This window comes from Virgibacillus salexigens (assembly GCF_000723585.1).
Lineage (GTDB): Bacteria > Bacillota > Bacilli > Bacillales > Amphibacillaceae > Virgibacillus > Virgibacillus salexigens.
This window is the reverse complement of the sequence record NZ_CCDP010000002.1, coordinates 393,628-407,825: the sequence shown is the minus strand read 5'-3', so window position 1 is coordinate 407,825 and position 14,198 is coordinate 393,628. Positions and strand designations below refer to the sequence as shown.

At 37.3% G+C, this 14,198-nt stretch carries 9 protein-coding genes and 1 tRNA gene; 7 read left to right on the top strand and 3 right to left on the bottom strand.

Going from position 1 to position 14,198, the window contains the following annotated elements; genetic code table 11:
* Positions 1 to 461 precede the first annotated feature (461 nt).
* From BN990_RS14830 to carB, 3 genes are all read left to right on the top strand, one after another.
* Entirely contained in the window at positions 462 to 1,418 is a 957-nt protein-coding gene (locus BN990_RS14830; RefSeq protein ID WP_038245698.1) for an alpha/beta hydrolase, read from the top strand.
* A gap of 275 nt (positions 1,419 to 1,693) precedes the next feature.
* Positions 1,694 to 2,791, top strand: a complete 1,098-nt coding sequence (locus tag BN990_RS14825) for a carbamoyl phosphate synthase small subunit (RefSeq protein WP_038245697.1) — start codon at positions 1,694 to 1,696, stop codon at positions 2,789 to 2,791.
* Entirely contained in the window at positions 2,770 to 5,994 is a 3,225-nt protein-coding gene (gene carB, locus BN990_RS14820) for a carbamoyl-phosphate synthase (glutamine-hydrolyzing) large subunit (RefSeq protein ID WP_038245696.1), read from the top strand. The genes BN990_RS14825 and carB overlap by 22 nt, the downstream gene beginning before the upstream one ends.
* Positions 5,995 to 6,320: 326 nt before the next feature.
* Here the strand turns inward: carB and BN990_RS14815 are convergent, their stop codons facing one another.
* From BN990_RS14815 to dat, 3 genes are all read right to left on the bottom strand, one after another.
* Positions 6,321 to 8,324, bottom strand: coding sequence for a S9 family peptidase (locus BN990_RS14815; protein WP_038245695.1), 2,004 nt, complete (start codon positions 8,322 to 8,324; stop codon positions 6,321 to 6,323).
* Positions 8,325 to 8,386: 62 nt separating this feature from the next.
* Entirely contained in the window at positions 8,387 to 8,908 is a 522-nt protein-coding gene (locus BN990_RS14810) for a DNA topology modulation protein (RefSeq protein ID WP_021292076.1), read from the bottom strand.
* Positions 8,909 to 9,031: 123 nt separating this feature from the next.
* On the bottom strand, positions 9,032 to 9,907 hold the full coding sequence (gene dat / locus BN990_RS14805; RefSeq protein WP_038245694.1) for a D-amino-acid transaminase: 876 nt from the start codon (positions 9,905 to 9,907) through the stop codon (positions 9,032 to 9,034).
* Positions 9,908 to 10,197: 290 nt separating this feature from the next.
* On the opposite strand from dat, the gene BN990_RS14800 reads away from it, so the two are divergent.
* The 4 genes from BN990_RS14800 to BN990_RS14785 all read left to right on the top strand — a co-directional run bounded on the left by BN990_RS14800 (position 10,198) and on the right by BN990_RS14785 (position 14,190).
* Positions 10,198 to 10,271, top strand: a tRNA-Gly gene (locus BN990_RS14800).
* Positions 10,272 to 10,436: 165 nt separating this feature from the next.
* Positions 10,437 to 12,140: an ABC-ATPase domain-containing protein gene (locus BN990_RS14795; RefSeq protein WP_038245693.1), complete on the top strand. Its 1,704-nt coding sequence runs from the start codon at positions 10,437 to 10,439 to the stop codon at positions 12,138 to 12,140.
* Between the two features lie 16 nt (positions 12,141 to 12,156).
* Positions 12,157 to 13,287, top strand: coding sequence for a tRNA epoxyqueuosine(34) reductase QueG (queG, locus tag BN990_RS14790; RefSeq protein ID WP_038245692.1), 1,131 nt, complete (start codon positions 12,157 to 12,159; stop codon positions 13,285 to 13,287).
* A gap of 60 nt (positions 13,288 to 13,347) precedes the next feature.
* Entirely contained in the window at positions 13,348 to 14,190 is an 843-nt protein-coding gene (locus tag BN990_RS14785) for an amidase domain-containing protein (protein ID WP_038245690.1), read from the top strand.
* Positions 14,191 to 14,198: the final 8 nt, after the last annotated feature.

The window sequence follows — 14,198 nt, the reverse complement described above, 5'->3', positions numbered from 1 at the left end:
GATTATTTGTTTACATAAAACAAGTTCTATTATTGCTTCGTCAACATACTTCGCTTTCCGCGGACACGGTTTCACCTTCCTTGCCTCGGCAGGTGGATGCCGTCATTATCCGCAAAGGACGAGATTCGTTGCCCCTCATCTGAACACTTTCCTGAGGGATCTTCCACTCGTGCTGTTTTGCTTCGTATGTTGACGGCACCCTTATCAGTGTTTATTTCATTTCATTCCTGTTTTATCATTTGGCTTTTGGTTACCTTTTTTAATTGTGTCCGGCCCTTTTTAGATTTATTTTACATATCGTCCTGCTCCACATGAAAAAAGAGGTACAGAAGCTTTTTAGATTGGAGTGAATATAGTTTGTTTGCTTTATTGTAAACAAGTACCAATGAAAAAAGGTTATGATGAAACTTGTTCTCCTGTATAATAGAAAGGGTAATGCTTTAAAAGGGAGGAGAGCGAGTTTGAAGAAAAAAACATGGATTCGGATAGGGATCGGACTACTTGCGATCCTTTTAGTAATAGATATCATAGCTAGTTTTTATTTTTATAATTTAGCGATCGCTCGTAATGTGAAAGATTTTCTTCAAGACAATTCGGATTTAGAGGTTTCAGCTGAAGCTTTAGATGAAATGCTAGAAGGAGATTGGAGGGATTGGGTTCGCAACCAAGATTTTGAAACTTGGAAAATGACATCTTACGATGACCTTCAATTACAAGGATATTACTTAGAGGCAAAGGAAGAAACAAATAAAACGGTTATATTTGCACATGGATATCTAGGTAATGCTATGGATATGGGGATGTTTGGGCAATATTATTATGAGGAACTAGGTTATAATATGTTTACGGCTGATCTAAGAGGTCATGGCGAAAGTCAGGGAGATTATATAGGGTTCGGCTGGCATGATCGTATTGATTATTTGGACTGGATTAATAGAGTAATTGAAGAGCAAGGGGAAGATACGGAAATCATATTACATGGTGTTTCTATGGGAGCTGCTACCGTTTTAATGGCAAGTGGTGAGGAATTACCAGATAATGTGAAGGCAATTGTTGCAGATAGCCCATATACAAGTGTTTACGATATGTTCGATTATCAGATGGATCGGATGTTCCATTTGCCAGCGTTTCCTGTCTTACCAAGTACGAGTGTTATTACGAAAATGCGAGCAGGCTATGGTTTACAAGAAGCCTCTGCGCTTAATCAAGTGAAGAAATCAGAAACGCCAATCCTTTATATTCATGGGAATTCAGACACATTTGTCCCTACTAGGATGAGTCAGGAATTATATGAAAATACGAAAAGTGAAGCGGATTTAATAACATTTGATAATGCTGGCCATGGAGAAGCATTTGTTACCCATAAAGAAAAATATATTGATAAATTAAATCGTTTCTTAGAAAAATATATTAATTAGTCATTTGGTTTCCTGTGATAACAACAGGAAACCTTTTTTATACGATGTCTCCATGAATGGAACGTTTTCTTTCGTACAAAAAGCAAATAAAGGATAAAAGGGCTGTTTTTCAGCCCTTTTTGTATTTTTATTCCTTTTATATGCAAAAAAAAGCATAAAATAGATGTTATTATGAATAATTATAAAATAAAACTAATAAATATGCTTGATAAATTGATGGCGGAAAACTATAATAGTCAATAATTAAAAAAATATAGTATAGGGGTGAAAGATAAATGACAAAAGGATATCTCGTGTTAGAAACTGGTGAAACATTTACCGGAGATTGGATAGGATATGAGAGCGAGGTTGCTGGTGAAGTTGTGTTTAATACCAGTATGACTGGATATCAAGAAATGCTTACTGATCCATCTTATGCTGGTCAAATACTAACTTTATCTTACCCCATTATTGGTAATTATGGGATAAGTTCATATAACCATGAAAGTAATACGGTTCAAGCTGCTGCCGTAATATTAAATGATGTTTGTGATGAACCGAGCCATTTTGAATCGGAGATGACTTTATCACAGAATTTAAAAGCAGCTGCGATACCAGGGCTTAAACATGTAGATACGCGATCGCTTGTTTCAACTATTAGAAAATATCAAACTGTTAAAGGAAGAATTGTGTTAGAAAAGGTTTTTCCTGATTATATACATAAGTTCAATATTCCGAACAGTCGTACTCTTGTTGAACAAGTCAGTGTGAAACGGCCAGTTGTAATGGGTAGAGGAAACTGTCATATTGTATTGATTGACTTTGGGTATAAAAAATCAATTGTTGAAGCTTTAATTCATGAACATTGTAAGGTGACAATTGTACCGAACTCAACTTCTTATAACGAGATTGAGGAACTATATCCTGATGGCGTTATCATTAGCAATGGCCCTGGAGATCCCAAAGATTTACATGCACATTTTCCACTAATCAAACATCTTTCTGAAAATTATCCAACTTTAGGAATATGCTTAGGCCACCAATTAATTGCTTTAGCCTTTGGTGGCAGAACAGAAAAAATGCCATTTGGCCATCGTGGAGCTAACCATCCTGTGAAAAATCTAGTGACAGGAAAAGTGAATATGACGTCACAAAACCATGGATATGTAGTGTTAGCTGATGGTATAAATTCAGAAGATTTTCAACTGCTTTTTAAAAATGTGAACGATGGTTCGGTAGAAGGAATGAAGCACAAAAAATTACCAATTACATCGGTTCAATTTCATCCAGAAGCACATCCAGGTCCCAGTGATACGGAATATATTTTTACTGATTTTATCGAAACAGCAAGATTATCAGGGGGGAAACAGGTATGGGAAAGCGTACAACTTTAAAGAAAATACTTGTAATTGGATCAGGACCTATTGTGATTGGTCAAGCGGCTGAGTTTGATTATGCTGGTACACAAGCTTGTTTGACATTGAAGGAAGAGGGAATTGAAGTCATTTTAGCTAATAATAATCCTGCAACAATTATGACAGATAAACAGATAGCGGATAAAGTATATATGGAGCCGTTGAATGTAGCGACGCTTGAAATTATTATCGCAAAGGAGAAGCCAGATGGATTGATTGGTACTCTTGGCGGTCAAACTGGATTAAATTTGACGATAGCTTTACATGATAAGGGCGTCTTAGCTGAACATCAGGTTGAAATCCTTGGTACATCTGTAGACTCTATTCAAAAAGGAGAAAGTAGAGAATTATTTCGTCAGTTAATGCTAGATTTAAATGAACCTGTTTCCGCGTCAAAAGTAGTGGAAACTGTCCAAGAAGGTGTTGACTTTGCTTTCGAGATTGGATATCCGGTTATTTTACGTCCAGCATATACACTTGGTGGTGAAGGTGGTGGATTTGCATACGATGAATCGGAACTGCTTAATCATCTGCAGAAGGCTCTAGAGTTAAGTCCCATTCACCAAGTATTAGTTGAAAAGAGTATTAAAGGTTGGAAAGAAGTTGAATATGAAGTCATGCGGGATGCAAATGATACTTGTATCATTGTGTGCAATATGGAAAATATGGATCCGGTAGGTGTGCATACTGGAGATTCCATGGTAGTGGCACCATCCCAAACATTATCTGATACACAGTATCAATTGCTGCGTGCCTCTTCATTAAAAGTCATCCGGGCACTTGGGGTTGTTGGTGGCTGTAATATTCAATTTGCCTTAGATCCGAATTCAAATGAATATTGCATTATTGAAGTAAATCCCAGGGTTAGTCGCTCATCTGCTCTAGCATCTAAGGCCACTGGTTACCCAATTGCTAGAATTGCTACGAAATGCGCGCTTGGATATCAATTGGATGAAATTAGTAATCCAATTACGGAAAATACATATGCATCATTTGAACCTGCGCTGGATTATGTCGTCGTCAAGCTACCTCGATTCCCCTACGATAAATTTACAGAGGCGGATCGTACGTTAGGTACACAAATGAAGGCCACTGGCGAGGTAATGGCAATTGACCGTACATTTGAGGCAGCTTTAAATAAGGCTGTACGTTCGTTGGAGATGAATGTTTATTGTATGCATTGGCCTAAAATGCATGAAAAAACGCCAAAGCAACTGTTGCAACTTCTGGAAGTACCAAATGATTTACGATTGTTTGCTATTTATGAGGCTCTAGAACGAGGTTATTGTATTGAGGAACTGACTCAAGTTACTCAAATCGATCCATGGTATTTGCGGAAAATGGAGAGGATCTTTTATTTAGAACAATTAATTACAAATGAAACCATTACATCTATTTCGAGAGATACATTACAACAAGCCAAACGTTTCAATATCAGTGATGAACGTATTGCTGAGTTACTGAACACTACTGCCACCGTCTTACGGCAGAAATATCAGTACATGCAAATGAAACCAAGCTACAAATTAGTAGATACGTGCGCAGGAGAATTTGATGCAATTACTCCTTATTATTACTCTACTTGGCATGGGCAGGATGAAGTGTCAGTAAAATATGATAAAAAGAAAATTCTTGTATTGGGTTCTGGTCCAATTCGTATCGGACAAGGCGTTGAATTTGATTATTGTTCAGTACATGCTGCCATAGCGGTAAAGGAGCTTGGATATGAAGCAATTGTGATGAATAATAACCCTGAAACGGTGAGCACAGATTATTCAGTTGCTGATCGATTATATTTTGAACCATTAGCTTTAGAAGATGTATTATCGGTTGTATATAAAGAAGCAGTGGATGGAGTACTCGTTCAATTTGGAGGTCAAACGGCTATCAACCTAGCGAATGGTTTAAAAAAAGAAGGGGTTGAGGTTTTAGGAACAGCACCAGAAAATATCGATCAAATGGAAGATCGTGAACAATTTTATCAACTATTAGATAGCTTATCTATTGACCATATTAAAGGGCATATTGTTAAGAATATAGATGAATTAACAGTATCTACGAAAGAATTAGGTTTTCCCGTGCTTATTCGCCCTTCCTATGTAATTGGTGGGCAATCCATGTTTATTTGCTATAACCAAGAAGAATTGTATCATTTTGTTACGCGAATACAATATGACACCAATGATCGTTGTTGGCCACTACTGATCGATCCTTATCTGCCCGGGAAGGAGTGTGAAGTTGATGTTATTAGCGATGGAAAAGACATTATTATTCCAGGGATATTTGAGCATGTAGAAAAAGCTGGAGTTCACTCAGGTGATAGCATGGCAGTGTTTCCGCCATTTTCTTTAAGTGATTCTGAAAAACGGAAAATCACAAATATATCACAAACCATTGCTCAGTCAGTTCCGATTGTTGGGATGATGAATATTCAATTTGTCATTTTTCATGATACCGTTTTTGTATTAGAAGTAAATCCTCGTTCGTCACGAACAGTTCCTTTTATTAGCAAAGTAACAGATATTGCAATGATTGAACTTGCCGTAAATGTACAATTGGGTCAAACAATACAAAACTTGGCACCCCAAACTGGCCTTTGTAGCGAACCGCATTATATTTCTATCAAGGCTCCTGTTTTTTCAGCTGGAAAGTTAAAGGGAGTTGATCACCTTTTAGGTCCAGAAATGAAATCGACTGGTGAAGCAATAGCGATGTCCAAATGTAAAGAAAAGGCTTTTGCAAAATTAGTTTCAAATAATCGTCCATCTAATCCAATTATTTTTGCTTCAATTGCTGATCGTATGAAGGAAGAAAGCCTTGCCTATTTTCAAAACTGTGCTGAAAAGGGAGCTACTATTATAGCAACGAAGGGGACTGCTAACTATCTAATTTCACATGGTTTACCCGCAGCTTCGGTTCTGAAAGATAGAGAGCGTATTTACGAATCATTTGAAAAAGAAAAGCCTGACATGATCGTAAATATTCCTGAACAAGGAAGGGAGAAAGAGAAAATAGGTTTTTATATTCGAGAACTTGCTACACGTTATCAATTACCATGCTATACAAGTTTGGAGAAATTTAAAGCAATGTACCTAGTTGGATCTGCTGCTGTTAACGATGATGTGTATGCTTTACAAGATTATCTTAATCGTATTCCTAAGAAAGCATCTATTCTTCGTTAAAAGTCTCACTTCTTATAATTCTTTATAACTGATACATAAGTGCAGTAAAAGGAAGAGAAGAAAGCAGACCATAAGTTAAAGAGACGAGGACCAAAGTAGCTTATTTCTATCATCATCCGAACGATTTCACTCGAATCCGTTCGGATGATTTATTTACATAAAACTGGTTCTATCATCGCTCCGTCAGGATACGTCGCTTTCCACGGGTGCGGTTTCAGCTTCCTTACCCTAGCAGAGGGGTTTGCCGACATTGTCCGCAAAGGACGAGTTTCGTCATCCCTCATTAGAACACTTTCGGCTTTCGAGTTACCTACCCTTAACCTATTCTATACGTATTTCTCAAACCATCGACAAATATGATTGAGTCGTTCAATTCGCATATTTGGTTTTCCGCTTCTGCTCAGTTCGTGATTAGCCTCTGGAAAACGCACAAATTCTACTTCTTTCTTTAAATGCTTTAAAGTAATAAATAACTGTTCCCCTTGTTCAATTGGACAACGATAATCATTTTCTCCATGCAGGATTAATAAAGGTGTTTCTACATCTGCTGCATATTTCAGAGGGGAAATTTCCCATAATTTTGATGGATCGTCTAATAAGTTCAAACCATGTTCCCATTCTGTAAAGAAGTAACCTATATCGCTTACACCGTAGAAGCTAAGCCAATTCGATATCGACCGTTGCGTAACAGCAGCTTTAAAACAATTCGTATGCCCAACAATCCAGTTTGTCATAAAGCCTCCATAACTTCCTCCTGTAACACCTAGACGGTCTTTATCTATAAAGCTATACATTTGAACAGCATGGTTAACAGCCTGCATCACATCATGATAATCCCCTCCGCCATAGTCCATGCGGCATGCATCCACAAAATGTTGATCATAACCATGGCTGCCTCTTGGGTTTGTATATAGAACGACATATCCTTGTGCTGCAAGTAATTGTAGTTCGAAAAAGAAGGTTTGGCCATACATAGCATGAGGACCACCGTGAATCTCCAGGATCATCGGATACTTCTTTCCTTCTGTAAAATGATATGGCCGAATAAGCCATCCTTGAATTTCTACATTATCCTCTGTTTTAATCCACAAGGTTTCAGGCTTTTCAAATGCAATCTGATCTTTTACTGTTTTATTTCCATTGGTAAGTTGTGAAAGACTTAAATCCTCATTTAATAAATAAAAATTACAAGGATCAGTCGGAGTACTGATTCCAAGAATCAATTGATCATTTACAACGTCATAGGTAAAACCAAAAACATGATTATCGTCCGAGTATAGTACTTGGTGGTTAGCTGTCAATTCGATTTGATGTAATTCGGTTGCACCTTCTCTCGTTGCAATAAAGAAAATGGTGGAGCCATCCTGATTCCAAGTTGGACCAGTTTCTGATGTACCTAGACGGGTATCGCCTATCATCGCATCACCAAGCTGGAAATTCCAATTGGTACTAAGACAGGTTTGTTCTAAGGATTGACAGTCGAAAATGTATAATTCGGTTAGTGTAGCTCCTTTATATGCAAAATCGTGCCCAAAACAAGCGATTTTGCTTCCATCCGGAGAGAAGGAAGCTTGCTGATAGGAACCATTTTTAGTAGTTAATTTGTTCATCTTTTGAGTTGCGATGTCAAGTAAATAGAGATCGTTAGACAACTCTTGATCCGCTTCATCATTTAAATTTGCTGCTATTAAAACGGTTTTCCCATCGGGAGAGATATCTTGAAAGGCATAATCCGTATCCGCTTGCGTTAATTGAGTAACAGAACCATCTTGGATATTCATGCGAATGATCTGTGTCTTTTTATTATCATGAAATCCTTTTGCATCTGATTTATATTTTAAGCGATTAACAACGAGGGGGTGCTCCTGTTTAGCAGATTTTATTTTTTGCTTCTCTTCTTTCGTCATTTCCTGTTGATTATGTATATCATCATCGTTTTCTAATAATGCGCTAAAGAGAATAAATTGTCCATCCTTTGTCCACGTAGGGTTTGTCGCACCATGCTTAAAGGTAGTTAATTGCTGTGCCTCCCCTCCATCGGTATTGATCAACCATAATTGAGGGAGACCACTTCTAGTAGATTGAAATACTGCTCTCTTCCCATCAGGAGAAAATCGAAGATGTGTATTTTTATCGTTGTCAAATGTCCAAGGAATTGCATTGTTGTCATTTAAGCTTTGGTAAAAAAGTTGAGACTGATAGTCTTTTTTATCATTAATTGTGGTAGATACATAGGTGAACGCTTGGCCATCGGGTGTGAATTGTGGGTCACTAAATACTTCTAGATTCAATATGTCTTCAGAAGTCAGCTTGCGTCTATGCTTACTCATTATTTTCCTCCTCTATTAAAATAAATGATTTTTTAATAGTTTAAACTATTTCGACTTTCGAATCAATCGACACTACGGTGATGATTTAGATTTTTCAGGAAGTTATTTAATTCTTTTCTGTTTTTGAAGATAAGAATGTTTTTGTTCTTATATTTAGAAAGGCGTTGATAAATTAGCGGAGCCTTTTTCTTATTAAATGTACGTACCCAATTGAAGAATTCGAGGTCAATTTTTTCCTTACAATCCTTTCCCATGTCTGGACGGGTTTTGTTACGGTGTTGAATCCGTCTTTTTATGATGCCATACAGACATTGTATTGTTCGGTAATGCAAGAAAATAATCGTATCTGCTTGTTGCATACGTATCTCCATTGATGCACTGTAATTCCCATCAATAATCCAATTGTCTGTTTTCATAATGTTGATTGTTTCTTCTACGAGTTGTTCTCGTTCAATAGCGACCCATCCAGGTTGCCAAAATATTGCATCCATATGATGGACAGGGAGATGAAGTAGCTTACCCAATTGTTTTGCTAACGTTGACTTACCAGAACCTCCGCTACCAATAATCATTATTCTCTTCATGAAGTAAAACCTCCTAAACGGGAAAAACTGAATTTAATTAAGTATCTTTACAGTGGGGGTTTCCATTAATCGCAATTAATAGAAAAGCACCTCACAAATGATGCAAGGTGCTTTTTCGATAAATTAAAGGGAATGCGTTATATTGTTTTCTGTTATATTCGCATCACGTTCATATTCTTGTTGTAATTTACGAGTTATCGGCCCAGGTGTACCATCTTGAATTTGTTTTTGATTAATTCGGATGACAGGCATAACCTCAGAAGTGCTACTAGACAAGAAAACTTCATCTGCATCAAACAGATCATCTTTGGTAAAGCCACTTTCATTAAAAGAAATAGAAAGATCGGTTGCGAACTTCTCAACGCGCATACGAACACAACCATGTAAGATTCGGTTGGTTGCTGGGTGCGTGTAAATAACGCCGTTCTTTACTATATAAATATTTGATGAGCTGCATTCAGTTACAAGGTCATCACGATGTAAGATAGCTTCATAGCAGCCTTGTTCTTTTGCTTCTTGCTTGGCAAGTACATTAGGTAACAGATTTAAACTTTTTATATAACAATTCTCCCAGCGCACATCTGGCTCCGTAATAGTAGAGACTCCTTTTTGAAGGTTTTCTAGATGACGAGGTAAATCTTGTACATACGCATACAAGTTTGCTGGTACATCGGCAGGAAATACATGATCTCTTGGAGCAGATCCGCGCGTTACTTGTAAATATACTTTCCCATCGGATGTCATTTCATTCTTTTCTAATAAATGGAGTAACAAATCTGTAATTTCCTCTTTCGTAGCAGGAAGTTTAATTTTTACTGCATCTAGCGAACGAAACAAACGATCAACATGTTCATTCAGTAAATAGTATGAACCATTATATATACGGATTACTTCATATATACCATCTCCAAATTGTAATCCACGTTCTTCAAATGGATAGGTTAAATTATCTTGATGAGTAAATGTTTGCTGTGTTAATACAATTGGATAAATAGCCATTCTCTCTCTCCTCCCTAAAACTTATGACTATTCTATAACTTCTAAAACACAATGTAAATCCTTTCTCATTGGAAATTCAAACTTTTAGAACGAGCGCCTAAAAGGAGTAATACCTGCCTCTAGGGGGAAAACAGTAGAAAAAAGAAATATTTTTTAAATAGCTGTAAGCTTTGTTATTATTTTATTAAATTTTTGTCGAAAAAAATTAAAAAACCTCTTGATTTCGTAAAACCTAATTGCTATAATTAACACTGCGTTCGAAAAAATGATAAATAATTTTTACATACATTGCGGGTGTAGTTTAATGGTAAAACCTCAGCCTTCCAAGCTGATGACGAGGGTTCGATTCCCTTCACCCGCTCCATACATATGTCTTAACGCAGTATTTCGTAATGGAAGGTACGAAGTATTGCGTTTTTAATTTATTTAGAAAACTAAAGTTGTTTTACTTATGTAAGTTAAGCATGTACAATCTTGGACGTAGAATATTACGTTGAAACGACTATACTTGGCTACTTGAGGTGATTATATGAAGAAATTATTGTCTATATTAAAGCGAATTGATAATAAAGGTTATAAGGCTTATAAAAGTATTCAAGGTCATTACGAACATGAAAACTACGATTTAGATATTGATTATGTCCAAGGAGACCCTTTTGCCACTCCTTCTAAATTACGCATAACGATCCCTAAGCGTAAGCGATATGTTTATCCAGAATGGTTGGAGACTACTTCTAGAAAAATTGCTACAGAAGACGCTTTCGGAAGAATAATAGGGGAAGCAGTGACTAATGAAGCTTCATTTATAAAAGGTTCTGGTAAGAGTGGATTGATTCTATTCGATCGTCCAGGACAAGAAATATTGGAACGAAGTGCTGTACAAATTACGACACAATCAATTGTTATTTGCATTTCTGTTGGATTGCCAGCCAATGGAAGGAAGATTAATGGGAAAGAAGCAGAGAAATTATTTAGCCAAGCATTACCATCGATTATAAGGAATTCCGTGTATACGTTAAAAGATGAAGCAATTAATCAAGCCATCAAATTGGCAGATCAACAAGATGCGGTTCGTCAGCAAATGAAGGAAAATAATTGGGTTGCATTTTTAGCAAATGGCTCCATTTTACCAAGAGAGAGCGGTATAAGTAATCGCCCGTTAAAAAAAGCTGTACCATTTCAAAGTCCTGCAGAAAACCAAGTGGAAATCGAAATTCCTCATACAGATGAACCGATAAAAGGAATGGCCGTGGAAAAAGGTATATCATTAATTGTTGGCGGTGGCTATCATGGTAAGAGTACACTACTTCAAGCAATTGAACGTGGTGTTTATTCGCATGTAGCGGGCGATGGCCGAGAATTTGTATTAACGGATAGAAATGCTGTAAAAATTCGCGCTGAAGATGGGCGTAAAGTAAGTGGAGTAAATATTTCTCCGTTTATTAATAATCTCCCTCATGAACAGGAGACTACTTTTTTCTCCACAGAAAATGCTAGTGGCAGTACGTCACAAGCAGCAAATGTAATGGAAGCTTTGGAAGCAGGTGCATCTACATTATTAATTGATGAAGATACAAGTGCAACTAACTTTATGATTCGTGATCATCGAATGCAATTGCTTGTTCATCAAAATAAAGAACCAATAACACCATTTATTGATAAAATAACGCAACTACGTGATGAATTAGGCGTTTCAACAATACTAGTAATGGGGGGTTCAGGTGACTATTTTGCAACTGCTGATACAGTAATTCGAATGGAAAACTATATACCTGCAAATGTTACAATAGATGCAAAAGCAATTATGCAACAATATCCATTAGAAAGAGAGACTTCATTAGAGGGGACATTTGGAAAAGTTAGAAATCGTTATTTTCAGCAATCATCCTTACAGACAAATAAAGGAAAACGAGTAAAAGTTCAAGCCAAGGGCCGCACACATATATTGATGGGGAAGACAGATATATCATTTACAGATACAGAACAGTTGGTTGATGCCTCCCAAACTAGGATGATAGCTGAAATGATTCAACATCTAGACCGTAAACAAGGTATGAATGATATTGCGTTGTGTACATTGCTAGATCAGATTGAAGAACGAATGGATAAGCAGGGGTTAGGGTCAATTACTGCTTTTCCTAATCAGCATCCCGGCGATCTTGCGCGTCCACGTAGATTCGAAATTGCAGCAGTATTAAATCGGATGCGTACAGCTATTATAAAGCAGAGGTAGAACGGAGAAGAAGCTTATGCAAACAGATCTACTAAAACAAGAAATTATTGATTATAGTAAACAGATAGGTATCGATAAAATCGGTTTTGCATCTGCAGATGTATTTGGTGAGTTAAAAGAACGGCTTAAAAGACAGCAAGCGTTAAACTACCAATCTGGATTTGAGAAAGGTACAATTGAGGAACGTACGGAACCTACACGATTACTTCCAGAGGCAAAATCGATTATATCAATTGCATTGGCTTATCCTTCAAGAATGAAAGATGCTCCTCGGAGTACAAAAGAGGAACGACGAGGTTTATTTGCCAGAGCTTCATGGGGCGTTGATTATCATATCGTGATGAGAGAGCGTTTAAATAAGCTGGCAGCTTTTATTCAAGATAAAGTACCTGACGGGAAAAATAAAGTAATGGTTGATACGGGGGAATTATCCGATCGAGCTGTTGCGGAGCGAGCGGGCATCGGTTTTAGCGGAAAGAATACATCGATTATCACTCCGGAATTTGGTTCTTTTGTCTATTTAGGAGAACTAATTACTAATGTTCCTTTTGTACCAGATGAACCTGTTGACGATAGCTGTGGTTCATGTACAAAATGTATTGATGCTTGTCCTACAGGGGCAATTGTACAGGGGGGGCAATTGAATGCACAACGCTGTATTGCCTTTCTAACCCAAACAAAAGACTTCTTACCAGATGAATTCCGGTCCAAGATTGGAAATCGTGTATATGGTTGTGATACATGCCAGGTAGTTTGTCCTAAAAATCACAAGGTTGACTTTCATATTCATCCCGAGTTTGAACCGGAACATGAGGTATCAAAGCCAAAACTAATTCCAATGTTAAAATTGTCAAATAGAGAATTTAAAGCGACATTTGGGCATATATCTGGATCGTGGAGAGGGAAAAAACCAATTCAGCGTAATACTTTAATTGCTCTTGGGCATTACAAAGATAAAACGGCAGTAAAAGAGATTATTGATGTGATGACGAAGGATCCTCGGCCGGTTATTCGAGGTACTGCAGCCTGGTCGCTAGGGAAAATCGGTACGGAGGAAGCATTTCATGCAATAAAGATAGCAATGGAACAAGAAACAGATGAGCAAGTATTGTTTGAAATGGAAAAAGGACTTGCCTTTCAAAACTAAGAAATTTTTGGCTGTTTGACAAGCATTCTCTCCATATACTTTCTATGGAGGGGATTTTTTATGGAAAAATTAAAAGATTACTGGATCCACATGTTTGAATCAGATCAGTGGAATAATGACTGGTGGAAACGGAAAAAAGCATTGCTCGAAGAACGAAATGCTTCCATTGTTCATATTAAAGGAAATGGCCATCTGTATAGAAAAATCCGTTATGATCAAGCTACACATTATAATTATCATTTGCATTTATCCTTATTAGTGAAACAACAGGAACAATTATACTTGGAGGAGTCAGTCTATCCATATACTTTTCAAATCAATCAAGGAGAGATTAGTGACCATCGTCTTATAATAAATAAACAACCAGAAATACAACAAAACATAAGCCCTGATGATATTATCGGCAGGGATACATCCACGCGTTTTTCCTATGATCGTCATGCTGCAGTTCAATATGCAGAAAGATGGTGGAATAGTTACAATCCTGCTTATAAAAAGTTTGAAGTGGATTGTACGAATTATGTATCTCAATGCATGTTTGCTGGTGGAGCTCCAATGCGAGGTGCACCTGTAAGAGAAAGAGGATGGTGGTACGGAAACGGGAGTTGGAGCTTCAGTTGGGCTGTAGCTCATTCGCTACGCTGGTATTTAAGTGGTTCGACACAAGGTCTCAGAGGTGAAGAAGTGGAATCTGCCGGAGACCTCCTACCAGGCGATATTATCTGCTATGATTTTGAAGGAGATGGCCGGTGGAATCATAATACAATTGTTGTTGCAAAAGATGCGTATGGAATGCCGCTTGTAAATGCACATACCGACAATAGCCGTAATCGATACTGGTCCTATGAGGATTCCACTGCATGGACACCAGAAATTAAATATAAATTTTTCAGGATTTATTAGAAAAAGTG